Source organism: Streptosporangium sp. G11 (assembly GCF_051192615.1).
GTDB lineage: Bacteria > Actinomycetota > Actinomycetes > Streptosporangiales > Streptosporangiaceae > Streptosporangium.
In genome coordinates this window covers 81,545-100,019 of sequence record NZ_JBPJUQ010000021.1, presented here as the reverse complement: position 1 = coordinate 100,019, position 18,475 = coordinate 81,545, and the positions used below count along the sequence as shown (strand labels likewise).

Below are 18,475 nucleotides of genomic sequence, written 5' to 3'. Positions count from 1 at the left end.
GGTCCGATGCCGCTGCACCTGACACCCGAGGACGCCCACCGCTACCTGGAGAGCGGAGAGGCGCCCGGCCCCCATCTCGACGTGATCGGCGCCATGTCGGCGCACGCCGCCGCGGCCGGGCTCCGGCTCGGCCTCTTCGAGGCCCTGGCGGACGGGCCCAGAGACCTGCCCGAGCTGGCCGACGGGCTCGGCGCCGACCGGGACGGCCTGCGCGTCCTGCTCGGCGCCCTCGCCGCGACCGGGTACGTGACGTCCGAGCCCGGTGGGTACGCGCTGACCGCCGTGTCCCGCCCGCTGCTCGGCGGGTACGGCAACATGCTGCTGTTCTGGCAGGAGGTCATGGCCGGGCTCTGGGGCGGGCTGGAGGAGTCGGTGCGCTCCGGCAAGCGCGGCGCGGACTTCTACACCTGGCTGGCCGGGCGTCCCGAGGTGCTGGCCCGCTTCCAGCGGATGCTCCAGGACCAGGCGGGGTGGCTGGGGGAGGAGATCGCCGCCGTCGTCCCCCTGCCGGACGGCGCCTCCCGGCTGCTCGACCTGGGGGGCGGGCACGCCCGCTACAGCATCGCCTACTGCCGCGACCGGCCGGATCTGCGCGCCACCGTCGTCGACCTGCCCTCGGGGCTCGAGGCGGGCCGCTCGGCGGTGGCCTCGGAGGGAATGGCCGACCGCGTCACCCTCCTCGCCGGGGACATCCTGGGCGATCTCTCCTACCGGGACCAGGACGCCGTGCTGCTGTTCAACCTGCTGCACGGCTTCGGCGAGGAGCAGGCCTCGGCCCTGCTGCGGGCCGCGACGCGCACGCTGCGCCCCGGCGGGGTCGCGCTGGTGCTCGACAGGGCTCCCGGCCATCCGGGGGACGCGGCGGCGCGGGCGTTCACCCCGCTCTTCGAGCTCAACCTGCACCACACCCAGGGCGGGCGCCTGTACTCCCCGGAGACGGTCACCCGGTGGCTCGCCGAGGCCGGTTGTCACGAACCGAGGGAGTACGCGCTGACGCGCTCCCCGGCTCACTTCCTGACCGCCGCCACCAGGCGATGAGCCGCGCGGGCGGCGACCGCGGAGGCCGGCCTTCCCCGGCTTCGCGCGCCGCCCTCCCGGCTCCCCGCCCCGCCTCCCGCGCCCGCGGGAACGAGGCGGAGGTAACGGCCAGCTGTGCGTACGTCACTCGGATCGCTGAGTGAACCCCGGGTGTGCGAAGATCTGCGCTGAAGCACTGGTGGTGAAGGCGATGGAGCGTACCAGAATGAACTCGACGAGGTTGTGGGCCGCTCCCGTGGCAGGGGTTTTCGTGGCGGGAAACATGCTCGTCGCCGTGCCGGGAGTCACCGCGGCCACGGCGGGCACCGTTTACTACGTCGACTCCAGGTCCGGTGACGACTCCGCCGCCGGGACCTCGGCCGCGGCGGCCTGGCGCAGCCTGGACAACGTCAACGCCGCCACCCTGGGCCCCGGCGACACCGTGCGCCTCAAGCGCGGCGGCAGCTGGCCGGGCGCGCTGACGCTGGCCGGCCGGGGCACCGCCGCCAGCCCCATCTCGGTCGAGCCGTACGGCAAGGGCGCGGCCCCGAGGATCAGCGGCAAGGACGCGGCCTGCGTGGTGATCTCGGGCTCCTACGTGCGGGTCGTGGGGGTGCGGGCCAGCAACTGCCAGTGGGCCGGCTTCGAGGTCGGCGGCAGCCGCAACGAGCTCGACCGCGTCGTCGCCGACCGCAACATCACCGGGGTCCACTTCATCGGCTCGCGCAACGTCGTCAAGAACAGCGTGCTGAGCGACAACAACCGCATGAGCGTCAACGACGAGGGCGGTGACGACGACTCCGGCGCCTTCGGCGTGCTGCTCAACGGCGACGACAACCTCGTCACCGGAAACGTCATCACCGGCAGCTACGCGAGCAGCAAGGACTACGGCACCGACGGCGCCGCCGTCGAGGTGTTCAACGGCGACCGCAACCGGGTCACCCACAACGTCGCCAGGAACAACGAGACCTTCGTCGAGCTCGGCGCGCAGAAGGGCAAGACCGCCGGGGGCAACATCTTCGCCCACAACGTGGTCACCTCCTCGCGAAGGGGTTCCTTCCTCGTCACCCGCGGCCCCGGCCACGTGGTCGGACCGGTGAAGGGGACCGTCGCGGTGCACAACTCGGTCCACCTGCCCGCCCGTAAGACCCTCGGCTGGGCCTGCCACGACGGCTGCTCCCCGGCGATCCTGAAGCTGCGCAACAACATCATCGTGGTCGGCGGCGAGGTGGGCTTCGAGGACGGCAAGGGGGCCGACGAGGACGCCGGCGTCTACAAGGGCCGCTCCCTCAAGTTCAAGCTCGGCCCCAGGTCGATCGTGGCCGATCCCCGCTTCAGGAGCCGGACGGACCTGCGCCTGCTCCCCGGCTCCCCGGCGCTCGGCCGCGGTGTCAAGCTCGGCCCCACCTGGTACGGAGGGGCGGGCCTGGCCCGTGACCTCTCCGGTGACGCGTTGTCCGGGACTCCCGCCGCCGGGGCCTATCAGTCCTGATTTTTACGCATTTTGGGTCTTATTCTGGACATCTCCCCGGAACCTTCGTGAAACCTGGCTAGGACAGTCTGGTGCGCAGAGCGAGGTGATCGGCATGATGTTGCGGCTACGCGTTTCCTTTCCCGACAGGCCCGGCGCCCTGGGCCAGGCGGCCAGGGTGCTCGGCACGCTGGGTGCGGACATCCTCCAGGTGACGGTCCTGGAACGTGAGCTCGGCCGGGCGGTGGACGACTTCACCGTCTCCTGGCCCGGCACCGTGGACGCCGAGACGGTCAGGGACCGCCTCTCGGGCGTTCCCGGGATGCGGGTCGAGGGTGCCTGGCCCACTCGTGAGATCCCGGGCGCCGCGCCCGACTACGACCTGCTGAAGCATGTCGCCGCCGATCCGGGCAGGGCCTTCGCCACTCTCGTGGACGCCGTGCCCGACCTGGTGAGCGCCGAGTGGGCGGTGATCATCTCGCCGGAGAGCGGAGACATCGTCCACCGCAGCTGGCAGGCCCCGGACGCCCTCGACGAGACGGGTGGTCTCGTCGGAGTGAAGGCAGCCGATCTCGCCACGCTGCGGCCCGCCGTTCTCGGGTCCGGCCGGCACCAGCTGATGAGCCTCCCGTTGCCGGGGACGAGCCGCCACCTGGTCCTGGCCAGGACCGACGGCCCGCCCTTCCATCGCGTGGAACTGGACCGTGCCATCCGCGTCCTGGAGATCGTCTCCATCATGGGGCGTACCTCCTGAATCCCAGCGTTTCCGATATGTCGGTTATGGGGTAGGAAGGCAAGGAGTGGCTCGGCGCCACTTTCCGTGACCGTGCCTTCCCGCCCGTCGTGCCCGGTCCCGCCCGTCACGGGCGGCCGGGGTCGCCCGGCGGGACGCCGGCCGTCGAGCACACCCGCATCAGATCTCCCCCCGATGGACGCCGTAGGTCGTTATCGGTACCGGGCCCCCGCGGGGCCGCGAGGAGGGCAGCCTGATGCCTAAGCGCCACCACGTCGTGACGATGAGCCTGCTGGGGCTCTGCCTGGGAATGAGTACGGCCTGCGGGAGCGTGAACCCGGCCGTCACGGGCGCCGTTCCCGCGGCCCCGGCGCGAGCCCCCGACCTCGCGCGAAGTCCCGGCCCAGGGCAGAGCGCCGGGCCCGGTTCCACCGAGAGCCCCGCACCCGTGCCCGAGGGGTTCAAACCGATCGGGGGGCCCGTCAACGGCGTCGTCGTCGCGGTCCCGAAGGACTGGGTCGCGCTCGACCTGACCAAGGACGACCTCGACAAGGGGCTGAAGAGCAGTGGCCTGTCCGGCCCCACGCTGGAGCAGGCCAAGAAGAGCCTGCAGGCCCTGGTCGACAACAACGGCATCTGGGCGTCGGACGCCGACTCGGCGAAGTCCTCCGTGAACGGATTTCCCACCAACCTCAACGCTTTCTGCCAGGCCGGGCGGCAGATGTCGACGGACCAGCTGCTCAAGGAGACCAGATCCCAGCTGGTACAGCTCAACGCGAAGATCATCGAAGCGAGGAAGGTGCGGCTCGGCTCCAGGGAGGCGGCGCGGATCGTCTACTCGTTCGCGACCAACGGCGTCGACGTCCACGGCACCCAGTACTACGTGCCGACCGGGATCAAGACCTGCATCGTCACGCTCAGCACCGACGCCAAGGACAAGCAGGAACTGTTCGACCGGATCGGCGAGACGATCAGGCCGATCTGACCGCCGCTCCCGGGCTCCGCGCGACAGAGGCCCCGGCACGGCGGGACAGGCTCCCCGGCCCGCGCGACCGCGGCCCGGTTCCGTCCCGCGACCTCCGTCCGGCTCGTCCCGCGACCGCGGCCCGGCTCGGTTCCGCGACCGCCGCTTCGCCGTCGCGACGACGCCGGGGCGACGGTCGCGTCACCGCTGCGGCGGGTCGATGCGGGCGCCGTCCATGGTGAAGAGCATCAGGCGGGTGACGTCGACGCCCACCCGGGCGGGCTCCCCGGCCCGCCAGACCGGGCGGGAGCCCAGGCGGACGATGAGGTCGGCCCGGCGGTGGTGGCCGCTGACGTGCTCCTGTTCCTGCTGCGGCTCGGCGTCCTCGTCGAACGCGGTACCGGGCATCAGCCGCCGCAGGACCGAGCGGATCCGCCCGCCGACAAGGGGGACACCCAGGCCGTTGGCCTTCTGCCGGGGGTCGGGAGGCTCGGGAACGGCCACGGAGGCCAGCCCGCTCTCGACGTAGGCGAGCCACTCGTGGCCGTGGTACTCCAGGGCGCGGACGCGGCCGAGGAAGGTCGGCCCCTCGAAGCTGTCGGGGACCGGGGCCAGGCAGTCGGGGCGCAGGCCGACGATGATCTGGTGGCCCACGTGCTGGGAGATGACGTACGCCCTGGGATCGGTCCAGGGAATCATGATCTGGTGCGGGCCGAAGTCCAGCAGGATGAACTGGTTCTGCGGGGTGCGCACGGTGGCCGCGAGCAGGTTGATCTGCTGGGAGCTGAGGAAGGCCGCGGTGAAGGCGGTCGCGGGGTCGTTGTAGACCTGGCCGGGAGTGCCGACGTCCTGCAGGACGCCGCGGTTCATGATGGCGATCCGGTCGGCCAGGGTGAGGGCCTCGACCTGGTCGTGCGTCACGTAGATCGTGGTCACCCCGAGGGAGCGGACCAGTGACGAGATCTCCATCCGGAGCTCGGTGCGCATGCCCGCGTCCAAGTTGGAGAGCGGCTCGTCCATCAGGAAGAGCGAGGGTTGACGGACGATCGCGCGCCCCATCGCCACGCGCTGGCGCTGGCCACCGGAGAGCGTTCCAGGGCGCCGGTCGAGGGTCTCGTCGATGTGCAACGCCTTGGACAGCTCCGTCACGCGCTCCCTGACCATCGCCGGGTCGGCCTTGGCGATCTCCAGGGGAAAGGCGATGTTGCCGCGTACCGTCCGGTGCGGGTAGAGCGCGCCGTTCTGGAACACCATGGCCACGTCGCGGTCGCGGGGAGCGAGCTCGTTGGCGAGCGTGCCGCCCAGCCACAGGTCTCCCTCGGTGACCTCCTCCAGACCCGCGATCATTCGGAGCAAGGTGGACTTACCACAACCGGAGGGGCCTAGAAGAACGAGAAACTCCCCGTTTTCCGCGCGCAAACTCATGCGGTCGACCGCGAGGTATCCACCCGGGTATACCTTGCTCACGTTGTCGAGGACGACGGTACTCATGCGCGCTCGTTCCTCCCGGACGCCCCCGCCCGGATCCCAGCCGTGTGATTGATGAGGTAGTACATCGCGACACTTGCCCGCGTGTCCATAGATGTCGTTAGAAATTGCTCATCTGACGGTTACTTCTCCGTTCCCGGATGTGACGGTCCGTGGTGACATCGAGCCTTTACCGGAGCGCAGTATGAAGGTTGAAATGTTACAATTTGCGAAAAGTTGCAGAAACGAATTTCATAGAGGGTGCCGGATGCCGATCGGTTCGCGCCTGGTTCAGCCGCATGGTGGGGTGACTGCTTGATGGACGGTGAGCTCGCGCAGACCTCGCGTTCCCGCTCCGACGGGACGACGATCCGGCTGGCCGACATCGCCGCGCAGGCCGGGGTCAGCGAGGCCACGGTCAGCCGGGTGCTCAACGGCAAGCCCAGCGTGTCGCAGTCGACCAGACAGGCGGTGCTGACGGCTCTCGACCTGATGGGGTACGAGCGCCCGCAGCGGCTGCGCCAGCGCAGCAACGGGCTGGTCGGCCTGGTCACCCCCGAGCTGGACAACCCGATCTTCCCGGCGTTCGCCCAGGCCATCGAGAAGGCGTTGACCCAGCACGGCTACACCCCGGTGCTGTGCACCCAGCTGCCGGGGGGCGCCCCCGAGGACGAGTTCACCGAACTCCTGATGGAGCGCGGGGTCAGCGGCATCGTCTTCGTCTCCGGGCTGCACGCCGACACCACGGCCAAGATGGACCGTTACACCCGCCTGATCGAGCGCGGGCTGCCGATCGTCCTGCTCGACGGCTACAGCGAGCGGGTCGAGGCCCCGTTCATCTCCCCCGACGACCGGGCCGCGGCCCGGCTGGCCGTCCAGCACCTGGTCGACCTCGGTCACGAGCGCATCGGCCTGGCCGTGGGGCCGCGCCGGTTCGTACCGGTGATCAGGAAGATCGAGGGCTACCGGCAGGCCATGTCCCAGCTGCTCGGCGTCACCGACGTCGACGAGCTGATCTCGCACTCGCTGTTCTCGGTGGAGGGCGGCCAGGCGGCCGCGGCGCAGCTGCTGGCGCGTGGCTGCACGGGGATCGTGTGCGCCTCGGACCTGATGGCGCTGGGCGCGATCAGGGCCTGCCGCGACCGCGGGTTGCTGGTTCCCGGGGAGGTGTCAGTGGTGGGGTTCGACGACTCGCCGCTGATCGCGTTCACCGACCCGCCGCTGACCACCGTGCGCAAGCCCATCGGCGCGATGGCCTCGGCGGCGGTGGCGACCCTCCTGGAGGAGATCAACGGGGTCCGCGCCAAACACGTCGAGCTGATGTTCCAGCCCGAGCTCGTCGTCCGCCGCTCGACCGGCTCCGGCCCCCTGGTCAACCGCTGACCTCGATCGGCTCGGGCCCGCTGGTCAACCGTCAGCCTCGGCAGGCTCGGGCCCCTGGTCAACCCCAGGGACACGCGTCCGGCCGGGTAGGGGAGCATGGCCCGATGAACACTGGTCACGACGTCGTCGTCATCGGCGGTACCGGAGTCGACACCACCGCCTACGTGCCCTCGCTGCCCCTGCCGTACGCCGACACCTACGCGGTTCCCCCGGTGATCGACCGGATCGGCAACACCGGCAGCGGTGTCGCCCTCGGCTGCCACGCGCTCGGGCTGAGGGTCAAGCTGGTCGACCTGATCGGCGACGACCCGCAGGGCCGGTTCATCCGGGCGCACTTCGAGGAGAAGGGGGTGGACACCGGCTGGGCGCTCGCACCGCAGGGGACCCGGCGCAGCATCCTGCTCGTCGGCCCGGACGGGCGGCGCACCTCGCTGTTCGACCCGCGCGCCGTGCCGGGTGAGCGGCTGCCCAGGGAGCTCTACCTGGACGCGGTCCGCGCGGCCCGGCACGTCCACGTGTCGATCACCGACTTCTCCCGGCACGTCTACCCCGACCTGCGCACCGGGTCCGACCCGCGCACCGGGTCCAACCCGCGCACCGGGTCCGACCCGGCCACCGGAGCCGGGCCGGCCGCGGGGATCGTCCTGGGCGCCGGGTCCGTCTCCACCGACCTGCACGACTGGGACGGCGAGAACGACCACCACCGGGACTTCGCCTACGCCTCCGACCTGGTCTTCCTGTCGGCCACCGCCCTCGGCCCGCGCCGCGACGAGGTCATGCGCGACATCCTGGCGCGCGGCAGGGCGAGGGCCGTGGTCTGCACGGAGGGCGCCGAGGGCTGCCACGTCCTGGACGCGGACGGGCTCCGCGGCTTCCCCGCCGCACCCCTGCCGGGCCCGGTGGTCGACAGCAACGGCGCGGGCGACGCGTTCGTCTCGGGGGTCCTGTACGGGCTGCTCTCCGGGCGCTCCCTCGACGACTCCATCCCCCTGGGCGCCGTCGCCGGAGCCCACGCCTGCACGTCGGCGGGCACCCACGAGAACCCCATCGGCGAGCCGGACCTCCTCGGCCGCGCGCGGAGACTCGCCTCCCACCCGAGGACCTGACGCGGGAAGGGACGGCCGTACCCCGGCGTCGCGGGCGTCTCAGCCCTCGCGCAGGTCGTCGAGAAGCGCGGCCACGCGCTCGCGGTAGGCGGCCACGTTGCGCAGCTTCACGTGCTCGTAGCCCCTGACCAGGTCGGGCAGCTCGGCCAGCTCGCGGACCCGCTCCCCGGTCTCCGGGCGCAGGTGCTCCAGCGCGCGGTGCACGTCGCGGGTGTACTCGGCGACGAGCTCCCGCTCGGTCCCGCGCACCCCGCCCAGGCCGAACGGGTCCAGGCGGGTGCCGCGCAGCACGCGCATGCCGTACAGCAGGCGGAAGGCCGGGTCGAACCAGGGGCCGAGGCGGAGCTTGCGCCTCATGCCCAGGGCGCGCAGGAACGGCGGGTGCAGGTTGTAGGAGACCCTCGCGCCGGGCCCGAACTCGGCGGCGATCCGCGCCCGCTCGGCCGGGTCGAGGTGCAGGCGCGCCACCTCGTACTCGTCCTTGTACGCCATCAGCCGGTGCAGCTGCCGGGCGTAGGCCTCGGTGACGGCGGAGGCGCCGGGCGAGACCTCCCGCTCCCTGGCGAGGACCGCGCGGACGGCGTCGGCGTACCGGGCGGCGTAGCGCGCGTTCTGGTACGCGACGAGGTCGGGCACCCGGACCGTGAGGATCCGGTGCAGCTCGGTGCCGGGTTCCGCGACCGCGTCGACCAGGCGTATCGCCTCCGGAGCGGGGAGCGGCACGGCCGGGGCGGCGGGACGGGTCGCCGCCGCCACGGCCTCGGGGGCGGCGACCACCGCGCGGCCCCAGTGGAAGGCGGCGACGGTCCGCTCGGCGGCCCTGCCCCCGCCCGCGCGGATCGCCCGCTCGATCGACTCCAGGCCGAGCGGGATGAGCCCGCGCTGCCAGGCGGCCCCGACGATGATCGTGTTGGCCGGCATGTGGTCGCCGAACAGCGCCTGGGCCATCTCCTCGGCGTCGAGGTAGACGTTCAGGTCGCGCCGGGTCCGCGACTCCAGCGCGCCGATCGGCGAGCCCACGTCGGTCAGGTGGGTGGCCGGGTCGAGCACCATCGAACCGGTCGGCACCAGGCTGGTGGAGACCACCGCCACGGTCCGGTCGCGGTCCGCGGCGGCCAGGTGGGCTGGGTCGGTGGCGCCGATCAGGTCCAGAGCCAGGTAGGCGTCCACGCTGGCCGCGCCGCCCCGCGCCGAGCGGTCGCCGTCACCGTCGAAGATGAGGATGTCGGAGACGACGGTGCCGCCCTTCTGGGCCAGGCCGGTCTGGTCGAGCCCCCGGGACCGCCTGCCGTCGAGCATCGCGGCGGTGCCGAGGATCTGCGCGACCGACACCACGCCGGTGCCGCCGATGCCGACCAGCCTGATCGAGATCTCCCCGGTGCGCGCCTCGGGGAGGGGCATGTCCGGCGGCGCGGGCACCGGCGCGCGCTTCTTGGCGGCGGCCTTCCCCCTGGCGGGCAGGACGGTCAGGAAGGAGGGGCAGTCGCCCTCCACGCACGAGTAGTCCTTGTTGCAGGACGACTGGTGGATCTCGGTCTTGCGGCCGAACTCGGTCTCCACCGGCAGCACGGACAGGCACTCGGACTTCTGCCCGCAGTCGCCGCAGCCCTCGCAGACCCGCTGGTTGATCGCCACCCGTCTGGCGGGGTCGGGCAGGTCGCCCTTCTTGCGCAGCCGCCGCTTCTCGGCCGCGCACTGCTGGTCGTGGATGAGCACGGTCACGCCGGGGATCGCGGCCAGCTCGCGCTGGGCGTCCTCCAGCGCCGTCCTGTCGCGGACCTCGGCGATGCCCGCCAGCTTGACTCCGCGGTAGCGCTCGGGCTCGTCGGTGGTGACGACGATCCTGCGCACCCCCTCGGTCTCCAGCCAGCGGGTCAGGTCGGGCACCGACAGGGCCGGGGTGATCGTCTGGCCCCCGGTCATCGCGACCGCGCTGTTGTAGAGCAGCTTGTAGGTGATGTTGACACCCGCCCCGACCGCGGCCCTGACCGCCAGCGAGCCGCTGTGGTGGAAGGTGCCGTCCCCGAGGTTCTGGAAGATGTGCGGGGTGTCGGTGAACGGCGCCTGGCCGATCCACTGCGCCCCCTCGCCGCCCATCTGGGTCAGGCCGGTGAGCGTGCCCTTGCCCTCGCGGTTGAGCACCACCATCGTGTGGCAGCCGATCCCGGCGCCGACGGGCGCGCCGTCGGGGACGGCGGTGGAACGGTTGTGCGGGCAGCCCGAGCAGAAGAAGGGGGTGCGCTTGGGGGTGAGCAGCGTCAGCGGCGCCGGGCGCGAGATGGCGGAGAGCCCCTTCGCCACCTGCTCGCCGAGGTCGGTCAGGCCCCGGCGGCGCAGCCGGAAGGCGATGGCCTTGGCGGCCAGGTCGGCGTCGACGGCACCGTGCCGGGGGATGAGCGGCGCGCCGTTCTCGTCGAGCTTGCCCAGCACGCGCGGGGCGTCGGCGGTCCCGTACAGGATGTCCTTGACCGAGGTCTCCAGCAGCGGGGCCTTCTCCTCCACGACGAGGATCTCCGACAGCCCCCGGGCGAAGGTCCGGACGATCTCCGGGTCTAGCGGCCAGAGCATGCCGATCTTCAGGAGGCGGACACCGGCCTCCTCCGGCGTGACGCCGAGCTTGCGGAAGCCCTCGCGGATGTCGTAGTAGGCGGTTCCCGAGGCGACGACGCCCAGCCAGGCGTCGCGGGGGTCGGCGGTGACGCGGTTGAGCCCGTTCTCGCGGGCGTAGGCGCGGGCCAGGTCGAGACGCGGGCCGACGAGCGTGCGCTCCATCTCCAGCGACCACGGGGTCAGCAGGGTGGCGTCGGGCACGTGCCGGTACGGCCTGCCCTGGTACTCGACGTCGGGCATGACCGGGACGACCCGGTCATGCCCGACGTCCACGGTGCCGGTGCCGTCCACGACGTTGGAGACGGCCTTCACCGCGACCCACAGGCCGCTGGCCCGGGACGCCGCGATCGCGTGGCGTCCCAGGTCGAGCAGCTCCTGGACGCTGCCGGGATGGACGATCGGCATGCCCAGCGTGGCGAGAGTGCCCTCGGTCGCCGAGGGGAGGGTGGAGGACTTGCAGGTCGGGTCGTCGCCGCAGAGCGCGATCAGGCCGCCCTCGGGGTGGGCGCCGACGAAGTTGCCGTGCCGGAACGCGTCGGCCGCGCGGTCGACGCCGGGCGCCTTGCCGTACCAGACGCCCAGCACGCCGGAGGTGCGCGGGCGGGGGAGCGTGGGCACGAGCTGGCTGCCCCAGACGGAGGTGGCGCCGAGTTCCTCGTTCTGCCCGGGGCGGTGCACCACGCCGAGCGGCTCGGTGTGGTGGCGGGAGCGGGCCAGCTCCTGGTCGAAGCCGCCGAGCGGGGAGCCGGGGTAGCCGGACACCATCGTGCCGGTGCGGAGACCCGCGGCCCTGTCGGCGCGCATCTGGTCGATGATGATCCGCACCAGGGCCTGGGTGCCGGTCATGAAGACCCGGCCCTCGTCGAGCAGGTAGCGGTCGTCGAGGGAGATCTCACGGGCATCTGCGAAGATCGTCATGGTTTCGGTCCCGTCGTCGGCGCTCCTGCGTTGCCGCAAGGTTATGCCAGGTAGAACAAAATTCGATGTCAATCTTTCCAAGCATGGAGCGTCTCGTTAGCATCCGATGTCATGGATGTGACGGATCGCGCAATTCTCGGTCTCCTGCAGGTGGAGGGGCGGTTGAGCAACCTGGAGCTGGCCGAGCGGGTGCGGCTGACGCCCTCGCCGTGCCTGCGCCGGGTCCGCAACCTGGAGGAGACCGGAGTGATCACCGGCTACCGCGCCGTGATCGACCCGGTGGCCGTGGGGCGGGGCTTCCAGGTCGTCGCCTATGTCGAGCTGGAGGGCCAGGACGCCGAGACGGTCACCGCCTTCGAGGCCGCCGTCATGGAGATCGACGACGTGGTGGAGTGCCTGCGCATGTTCGGCCGCCCCGACTACGTGCTGCGGGTGGCGGTGCCCGACATGGACGCCTACAGCCAGCTCTGCCTGGAGAAGCTCGGCCGCCTGCCCGGCCTCGACAAGCTCACCTCGCAGATCGCCATGAAGGCCCTCAAGCCCGGTGGCATCCTGCCCCTGTGAATCGGCACCTCCCGGAGCCGGCAAGGGGTGACCGTAAATCCAGATTTTGTCCGAAATTGGAAAAAGCCTACTATTTCTGTAGGGTTAGCCGAGAAGCCGCTGGCGACGCCTTACCGGTCCGTCGTCGGTGGCTTACCGCACGAAACCCTTCCGGCGCACACCCGCCGACCGTAACGAAGTGAGCTGTCCCAAACCACGCCCGCAACGGCCCCCGCGAGCATCGCCGATCATGCCCGCGCCTCCCGCGCGGCCCGATGGCACGGACGGCCATCAGGAGAGAACAGTGAACAGGAAGACGACGCCGTTCATCGGAGCCGTGATCGCGGCCGCGCTGGCCCTCGCCGGTTGCGGCTCGAGCCAGGACTCCGGCTCCGGCTCCGGTTCGGGCTCCGGGGGAAGCGCGGCGCCCGCGGGGACGACCGCCGCCTTCGACCCGGCCGCGACGATCGAGGTCGGTTCGCTCTACGAGCCGCAGAACCTCGACAACACCGGCGGTGGCGGGCAGGGCGTGACGGAGGCGTTCAACGGCAACGTCTACGAGGGCCTGTTCAGGCTCACCGACGAGGGCAAGGTCGAGAACCTGCTCGCCGAGAGCCAGGAGGTTAGCTCCGACGGCCTCACCTACACCTTCGCCCTGCGCGACGGCGTCACGTTCCACTCGGGCGACCCCCTCACCTCCGCCGACGTGAAGCACAGCATCGAGCAGGTCACCGCGGAGAAGTCGCAGTCGGCCCGCAAGAGCAGCTTCGCCGTCATCAAGAGCATCGAGACCCCCGACGACGGCACGGTCGTCGTGAAGTTGAAGAACAAGTCGATCTCGTTCGTCTACAACCTCAGCTACGTCTGGATCGTCAACGACGCGGCGAAGGACCTGGCGAAGTCCGAGGACGGCACCGGCCCGTACCGGCTCGGCGAGTGGAAGCGCGGCTCCACGCTGAGCCTGACGCCGTTCGACGGCTACTGGGGCACCGCCCCGACGAACAAGGGCGTGGTGTTCCACTACTTCACCTCGGCGACCGCGCTCAACAACGCGCTGCTGACCGACGCCGTCGACATCGTGACCAGCGAGCAGAGCCCGGACGCGCTGGAGCAGTTCAAGAACAACCCGAACTACAAGGTCAACGACGGCCGGTCGACGACCAAGCTCCTGCTGGCCTTCAACGACAAGGCCAAGCCGTTCGACAACAAGCTCGTCCGCAAGGCCGTCGGCTCCGCCATCGACGACCGCAAGCTGCTCGACTCCATCTGGGGCGGTTACGGGACGCCGATCGGCTCGATGGTCCCGCCCAGCGACCCGTGGTACGAGGACCTCACCTCGGTCGACCCCTACGACGTGGAGCTGGCCAAGAAGCAGCTCGCCGAGGCGGGTTTCGCGAACGGCTTCGACTTCACGCTCGACACCCCGAACTACGACCCGCACCCCACCGCGGCCACGTTCATCAAGGGCGAGCTGGCCAAGATCGGCGTCAACGTGACGATCAACGTCATCACCGCCGACGAGTGGTACACCAAGGTGTTCAAGAACCGCGACTTCACCGCCACGCTGCAGGAGCACGTCAACGACCGCGACGTCGTCTGGTACGGCAACCCCGACTTCTACTGGGGCTACGACAACCCCGAGGTGACCAAGCTGGTCAACGAGGCGGAGCGGGCCGACACCGTCGAGCGGCAGGCCGAGCTGCTCAAGCAGGCCAACCGGCGGATCGCCGAGGACGCGGCCAGCGACTGGCTCTACCTCTACCCGCAGATCGTGGTGGCCTCGTCGTCGCTGTCGGGCTACCCGGTCAACGGCCTCAACTCGCAGTTCCACGCCTACGGCATCAAGAAGGGCTGATGCCCGGCACCGCATCCCGCCTGCCCGGCCGGCCGCCCCGCGCGGCCGGCCGGGCTCCGGCGCGTGCCGCCCGATCCTCCGCGATCGGACACCGGCCGGTTTCTCGTGATCACGCGCGCCGTCCGGTCTCTCACGGCCACTCGCCCGCCGCCCGGCCCTCCATGATCACTCACTCGTCGCCTGGTTCTCCATGATCACTAACCCGCTGTCCGGCTCCATGGTCACTAACCCGCTGTCCGGTTGCATGCTCGATCGCCCGCGGTCCGGCTTCATGGTCACTAACCCGCTGTCCGGTCCTCTATGACCACTTACCTGCTGCGGCGGGCGGCGTTCCTCGTCGTCTCGCTCCTCCTGGCCTGCGTCGTGCTGTTCCTGCTGCTGCGCCTGCTGCCCGGCGACCCCGCCAACGCGCTGCTGTCGGTCGGGGCCACCCCCGAGCAGATCGAGGCCGCCCGCCGGCAGATCGGCTCGGACCGCCCGCTGCCCGAGCAGTTCGCCACCTGGCTCGGCCGGCTCGTCGTCCTCGACCTGGGCGAGTCGTTCGTCAGCACCCTCCCGGTCGGCCCGGAGATCGCCTCCCGCCTGGTCGTCACCGTCCCGCTGACCCTGCTGTCCTTCCTCCTGGCCGTCGCCGTCGCCGTACCGGTCGGCTTCGTCGCCGCCCACCGCGCGGGCACCTGGTACGGGTTCCTGCTCAGCGGGCTGTCCCAGCTGGGCATCGCGGTCCCGGCCTTCTGGGTGGGAATGTTGCTGGTCACGGTGTTCGCGCTTCGGCTGAGGGTGTTCCCGGCCGGCGGTTTCCCGAGGGACGACTGGGCCGACCCGGTCGCGGCCCTCACCTCGCTGGCGCTGCCCGTCGTCACGATCGCCCTCGTCATGTCGGCCTCGCTCGTCCGCTACGTCCGCTCCGCCACCCTGGACGTGCTCGGCAGCGACCACCTGCGGACCTTCAGAGCGCTCGGCTCCTCCTTCACCGGGGCGATGTGGCGGCACGGCCTGCGCAACGCGGCCGTGCCCGTCGTCTCCATCCTCGGGATCGAGCTCGCCACGACCTTCCTCGGGGCCGTCGTCGTCGAGAGCGTGTTCGCCCTCCCCGGCCTCGGCGGCATGCTGGTCAAGGGGATCGCCCAGCACGACTACCCGGTGATCCAGGGCATCCTGTTCGTCAGCACCTTCGCGGTCCTGCTGATCGGCTTCGCCGCGGACCTCGCCCAGCGGCTCATCGACCCCCGGCTGCGCGGCACCGGCTCAGGAGGCCCGCGATGAACGCCGCCCCCGCGGCCCCCGTACGGGACGCCCCCGCCCGGTCGCGGCGGTCCACCACGCTCGTGATCGGATGCGTGCTCGCCGGCCTGGTCGTCGTCGTCGCGGTCGTCTCCCTCCTCTGGCTCCCGTACGCCCCGGACGACACCTCCGGAGACCGGCTCATGCCGCCGGGGGGCGCCCACCCGCTGGGCACCGACAAGCTCGGCCGGGACCTGCTCACCCAGCTGATGATCGGCGCGCGGATCGCGCTGACGGTCGGGGTCGGGTCGGTCCTGCTCGGCGGCGTCCTCGGCGTGCTCGCCGGTCTCGCGGCCGGGTTCGCCACCCGGTGGCTCGACGACACGGTCTCGGCGCTGCTCGACATCCTCATCGCCTTCCCCACCCTGCTCCTGGCCATGCTCGTCGTCGCGGTGCGCTCGGCGTCGCTCGGCTCGGCGGTCCTGGCGATCGGGCTGGGCATGTCCGCGATCGTGGCGAGGCTGACCCGGGTGCTCGTCAAGCGCGTGCTGGCCCAGGACTTCGTCACGGCCGCGCGCACCTCGGGAACCTCCTGGCCGCGCGTGGTGACCGAGCACATCCTGCCGAACATCTGGCCGACGCTGCTGGTCAACCTCGCGCTCCAGCTCGGGCTCGCCGCGCTGGCCGAGGCGTCCCTGTCCTACCTGGGGCTCGGCCCGCCCCCGCCGAACGCCTCGTGGGGACGCATGCTGCAGGAGGCCCAGGCGACCGTGCTCACCGCGCCGGTCGGCGCCATCGCCCCCGGCGTGCTGCTGGTCGTGCTCGTCGTCGGGGTGAACCTGATCGCCGACGGCCTCAGGGACGTGGCCGACCCGACCCGGAGGAGGACGCGATGAGCCTGCTCGACGTCACGGGACTGCGCGTGCGCTCCGCCGACGGCCACGACCTCGTCAGGGGCCTGTCCTTCGCGATCGACCCGGGCGAGCGGCTCGGCCTGATCGGCGAGTCCGGGTCCGGCAAGTCGCTGACCGCCCTCGCGATCATCGGGCTGCTGCCGTCCGGCATGACCGCGTCCGGCAGCGTCGTACTGGACCCGCCGGGAGCGGGCCCGTCCCAGGTCGTCGGCGCCTCCGAGCGGCGCCTGAACGGGCTGCGCGGCCGGGCGGCGTCGGTCGTCTTCCAGGAGCCCCTGACGGCGCTCGACCCGCTCATGAGGGTCGGCCGCCAGCTCGCCGAGCCCATCAGGCGCAGGCGGGGGCTGCGCGGAGCCGCTCTGCGCGCCGCCGTGGCCGACGCGCTCCAGGAGGTCCGGATCACCGAGCCCGGCCGTGTCGCGCGGGCGTACCCGCACGAGATCTCCGGCGGCCAGCGCCAGCGCGTCGCCATCGCCATGGCCCTGGCCTGCGAGCCCGCGCTGCTCATCGCCGACGAGCCGACCACGGCCCTCGACGTGACGGTTCAGGCGGAGGTGCTCGCCCTGCTCGGCGGCCTGGTCACCGCCCGGGGCATGGCCCTGCTGTTCATCGGCCACGATCTCGCGGTCGTCTCAGGGATCACCGACCGCGTCCTCGTCCTCAAGGACGGCGAGGCCGTCGAGTCGGGAACCGTCAGGGAGATCGTGAACGCGCCGCGCCACCCGTACACCCGGTCGCTGGTGGCGGGCGCCCGGCACCTCGACAGCGCACTGGATTGGACGAACCGTTGACCCGGCCCATCCCGGACCAGCCGTCCGAGCCCGTCAAGCCCGTCAAGCCCACCGAGTCCGCCGGGCCCGCTGCCAGCGCGGTGAACGGGACCACCCCGGACGCGGTGGTCCAGCCCATCCTGGAGGCGCGCCGGGTGGGCTTCGCCTACCGCGGGACGGCGGCCCCCGTGCTCTCCGACGTCTCCTTCCAGGTGCTGCCGGGGCGCAGCACGGCTCTGGTCGGGGAGTCGGGGGCGGGCAAGACGACGCTCCTGCGCCTGCTGCTCGGCCTGGCCGTACCCTCCGCCGGAGAGATCCTCTTCGACGGGGCGCCGCTCTCGCCGCGCGACCGCGGGCGGATGCGCGCGTTCCGCCGCAGCGTGCAGATCGTGTTCCAGGACCCGTACTCCTCGCTCGACCCGCGGCAGCGGGTGGGCAGGATCGTCGCCGAGCCGCTCCGCTCGCTCGGCCTGGTACCGGCGGCGCGGTGGAACGCCTCGGCCGCGGACCTGCGCGTCGCCGCCGCGCTCGAAGCCGTCGGGCTGCCCGCCGACGCCGCGCGCCGCTACCCGCACGAGTTCTCCGGCGGCCAGCGCCAGCGCGTCGCCATCGCGCGGGCCATCGTGTGCGAGCCGCGGGTCCTGCTGGCCGACGAGCCCGTCAGCGCCCTGGACGTCTCCACGCGCGTACGCGTCATCGACCTGCTGGCCGAGCTGCGCGAGAGCCACGGGCTGACCGTCGTGATGGTCTCCCACGACCTCGCCGTGGTCGCGATGCTCTGCGACCACACGGCGGTCCTCGAACACGGCCGGATCGTGGAGCAGGGCGACACCGCCACCGTGCTCGGCTCTCCGGGCCACCCCTACACCCGGCGCCTGATCGACAGCGTGCCGAGGCTTCCCGTCACCTGACCGGCCGCTGGCCGGCCCTCCCGGCCGCGTTAGCGCAGCAGCGGGAGCTTGCCGGTGAGGCGCTCCACGGTCTGGCGCGGGCCCAGCAGGCTCACCGCGTAGTACGAGAGGTCCTCGCCGCCGGCGCGGGCCAGCCCGGCCAGATACTCGTCGTAGACGTTGGTCCGCTGCGCGATGGCCGCCATGTCGGCGACGACCAGCTCCGCCTCCTCCGCGGCCTCGTTCCTGATCCGGCGGACGGCGTCGGCGGGCGCGGCCAGCACCGTGCACCCGGTCCAGGGCAGCCCGGCGTGGGTGCGGCCCGAGGCGTCGGTGCCCGCCGAACCCAGGATCGCGGGAACGGCACCGCCCACGGACGCGGCCAGGCAGGCGGCGGCGTTGGCCTGCAGGCCGCGGGGCAGGTCATGGTCGATCACGATCACCCATTTCACCGGAAGCCGCCGGGTGGGCAGGTCGGTCCGGCGGTCGAGGGTGTCGATCCAGTCGGCCAGCATGGTCATCCGCTTTCCTCTCTCCGAACTTGTGAGAGGACGTTCGCATCCGCCTCGCAGGAAACACAACTCGACCTCGCTGTTTCCGAAGGAAGTTC

Annotated in this window: 15 protein-coding genes; 12 read left to right on the top strand and 3 right to left on the bottom strand. The window is 71.6% G+C overall.

Annotation, left to right across the window (positions count from 1 at the left end; all coding sequences use genetic code 11):
- Positions 1–6 precede the first annotated feature (6 nt).
- The 4 genes from ACSDR0_RS21245 (at position 7) to ACSDR0_RS21230 (ending at position 4,206) form a co-directional block, all read left to right on the top strand.
- Complete coding sequence (locus ACSDR0_RS21245) at positions 7–1,038, top strand: methyltransferase (RefSeq protein WP_435290597.1); 1,032 nt, start codon at positions 7–9, stop codon at positions 1,036–1,038.
- Positions 1,039–1,228: 190 nt separating this feature from the next.
- Entirely contained in the window at positions 1,229–2,509 is a 1,281-nt protein-coding gene (locus ACSDR0_RS21240) for a hypothetical protein (RefSeq protein ID WP_435290596.1), read from the top strand.
- Between the two features lie 94 nt (positions 2,510–2,603).
- The gene (locus ACSDR0_RS21235; RefSeq protein WP_435290595.1) at positions 2,604–3,242 is read left to right on the top strand and encodes an amino acid-binding protein; all 639 of its coding nucleotides are present in this window, start codon (positions 2,604–2,606) and stop codon (positions 3,240–3,242) included.
- Positions 3,243–3,477: 235 nt separating this feature from the next.
- Positions 3,478–4,206, top strand: coding sequence for a hypothetical protein (locus tag ACSDR0_RS21230; protein ID WP_435290594.1), 729 nt, complete (start codon positions 3,478–3,480; stop codon positions 4,204–4,206).
- Between the two features lie 180 nt (positions 4,207–4,386).
- Here ACSDR0_RS21230 and ACSDR0_RS21225 read toward each other — a convergent pair whose 3' ends face one another.
- A complete protein-coding gene (locus tag ACSDR0_RS21225) occupies positions 4,387–5,676 on the bottom strand; it encodes an ABC transporter ATP-binding protein (RefSeq protein ID WP_435290593.1) in 1,290 nt (429 codons plus the stop codon).
- A 294-nt stretch (positions 5,677–5,970) separates the two neighbouring features.
- Between ACSDR0_RS21225 and ACSDR0_RS21220 the strand changes: the two genes are divergently transcribed.
- Both ACSDR0_RS21220 and ACSDR0_RS21215 read left to right on the top strand, forming a co-directional pair.
- Positions 5,971–7,035 (top strand): LacI family DNA-binding transcriptional regulator, encoded by a 1,065-nt coding sequence (locus ACSDR0_RS21220; RefSeq protein WP_435290592.1) that lies wholly within the window; start codon positions 5,971–5,973, stop codon positions 7,033–7,035.
- Between the two features lie 104 nt (positions 7,036–7,139).
- Complete coding sequence (locus ACSDR0_RS21215; protein WP_435290591.1) at positions 7,140–8,141, top strand: carbohydrate kinase family protein; 1,002 nt, start codon at positions 7,140–7,142, stop codon at positions 8,139–8,141.
- A gap of 39 nt (positions 8,142–8,180) precedes the next feature.
- Here the strand turns inward: ACSDR0_RS21215 and ACSDR0_RS21210 are convergent, their stop codons facing one another.
- Positions 8,181–11,669 carry an indolepyruvate ferredoxin oxidoreductase family protein gene (locus tag ACSDR0_RS21210; protein ID WP_435290590.1) on the bottom strand — a complete coding sequence of 1,163 codons (3,489 nt, stop codon included), beginning with the start codon at positions 11,667–11,669 and terminating at the stop codon, positions 8,181–8,183.
- A gap of 111 nt (positions 11,670–11,780) precedes the next feature.
- Between ACSDR0_RS21210 and ACSDR0_RS21205 the strand changes: the two genes are divergently transcribed.
- From ACSDR0_RS21205 to ACSDR0_RS21180, 6 genes are all read left to right on the top strand, one after another.
- Complete coding sequence (locus ACSDR0_RS21205) at positions 11,781–12,233, top strand: Lrp/AsnC family transcriptional regulator (protein WP_362896948.1); 453 nt, start codon at positions 11,781–11,783, stop codon at positions 12,231–12,233.
- Between the two features lie 283 nt (positions 12,234–12,516).
- Positions 12,517–14,067, top strand: coding sequence for an ABC transporter substrate-binding protein (locus tag ACSDR0_RS21200; protein ID WP_435290589.1), 1,551 nt, complete (start codon positions 12,517–12,519; stop codon positions 14,065–14,067).
- Between the two features lie 300 nt (positions 14,068–14,367).
- Positions 14,368–15,333: an ABC transporter permease gene (locus ACSDR0_RS21195; protein WP_435290588.1), complete on the top strand. Its 966-nt coding sequence runs from the start codon at positions 14,368–14,370 to the stop codon at positions 15,331–15,333.
- Positions 15,330–16,187, top strand: a complete 858-nt coding sequence (locus ACSDR0_RS21190; protein WP_435290587.1) for an ABC transporter permease — start codon at positions 15,330–15,332, stop codon at positions 16,185–16,187. Before ACSDR0_RS21195 ends, ACSDR0_RS21190 begins: the two co-directional genes overlap by 4 nt.
- On the top strand, positions 16,184–16,996 hold the full coding sequence (locus ACSDR0_RS21185; RefSeq protein WP_435290586.1) for an ATP-binding cassette domain-containing protein: 813 nt from the start codon (positions 16,184–16,186) through the stop codon (positions 16,994–16,996). The genes ACSDR0_RS21190 and ACSDR0_RS21185 overlap by 4 nt, the downstream gene beginning before the upstream one ends.
- Positions 16,993–17,886 (top strand): ABC transporter ATP-binding protein, encoded by an 894-nt coding sequence (locus tag ACSDR0_RS21180; protein ID WP_435290585.1) that lies wholly within the window; start codon positions 16,993–16,995, stop codon positions 17,884–17,886. Before ACSDR0_RS21185 ends, ACSDR0_RS21180 begins: the two co-directional genes overlap by 4 nt.
- A gap of 29 nt (positions 17,887–17,915) precedes the next feature.
- Here ACSDR0_RS21180 and ACSDR0_RS21175 read toward each other — a convergent pair whose 3' ends face one another.
- A complete protein-coding gene (locus ACSDR0_RS21175) occupies positions 17,916–18,386 on the bottom strand; it encodes a DUF2000 domain-containing protein (RefSeq protein WP_435290584.1) in 471 nt (156 codons plus the stop codon).
- Between the last annotated feature and the right edge of the window lie 89 nt (positions 18,387–18,475).

What these genes read in the sequence shown, in the direction of transcription:
- ACSDR0_RS21225 (WP_435290593.1), bottom strand. Translation starts at nt 5,676, where the DNA reads ATGAGTACCGTCGTCCTCGACAACGTGAGCAAGGTATACCCGGGTGGA.
- ACSDR0_RS21175 (WP_435290584.1), bottom strand. Translation starts at nt 18,386, where the DNA reads ATGACCATGCTGGCCGACTGGATCGACACCCTCGACCGCCGGACCGAC.
- ACSDR0_RS21210 (WP_435290590.1), bottom strand. Translation starts at nt 11,669, where the DNA reads ATGACGATCTTCGCAGATGCCCGTGAGATCTCCCTCGACGACCGCTAC.
- ACSDR0_RS21190 (WP_435290587.1), top strand. Translation starts at nt 15,330, where the DNA reads ATGAACGCCGCCCCCGCGGCCCCCGTACGGGACGCCCCCGCCCGGTCG.
- ACSDR0_RS21240 (WP_435290596.1), top strand. Translation starts at nt 1,229, where the DNA reads ATGGAGCGTACCAGAATGAACTCGACGAGGTTGTGGGCCGCTCCCGTG.
- ACSDR0_RS21185 (WP_435290586.1), top strand. Translation starts at nt 16,184, where the DNA reads ATGAGCCTGCTCGACGTCACGGGACTGCGCGTGCGCTCCGCCGACGGC.
- ACSDR0_RS21220 (WP_435290592.1), top strand. Translation starts at nt 5,971, where the DNA reads ATGGACGGTGAGCTCGCGCAGACCTCGCGTTCCCGCTCCGACGGGACG.
- ACSDR0_RS21230 (WP_435290594.1), top strand. Translation starts at nt 3,478, where the DNA reads ATGCCTAAGCGCCACCACGTCGTGACGATGAGCCTGCTGGGGCTCTGC.
- ACSDR0_RS21215 (WP_435290591.1), top strand. Translation starts at nt 7,140, where the DNA reads ATGAACACTGGTCACGACGTCGTCGTCATCGGCGGTACCGGAGTCGAC.
- ACSDR0_RS21195 (WP_435290588.1), top strand. Translation starts at nt 14,368, where the DNA reads ATGACCACTTACCTGCTGCGGCGGGCGGCGTTCCTCGTCGTCTCGCTC.
- ACSDR0_RS21205 (WP_362896948.1), top strand. Translation starts at nt 11,781, where the DNA reads ATGGATGTGACGGATCGCGCAATTCTCGGTCTCCTGCAGGTGGAGGGG.
- ACSDR0_RS21235 (WP_435290595.1), top strand. Translation starts at nt 2,604, where the DNA reads ATGATGTTGCGGCTACGCGTTTCCTTTCCCGACAGGCCCGGCGCCCTG.
- ACSDR0_RS21245 (WP_435290597.1), top strand. Translation starts at nt 7, where the DNA reads ATGCCGCTGCACCTGACACCCGAGGACGCCCACCGCTACCTGGAGAGC.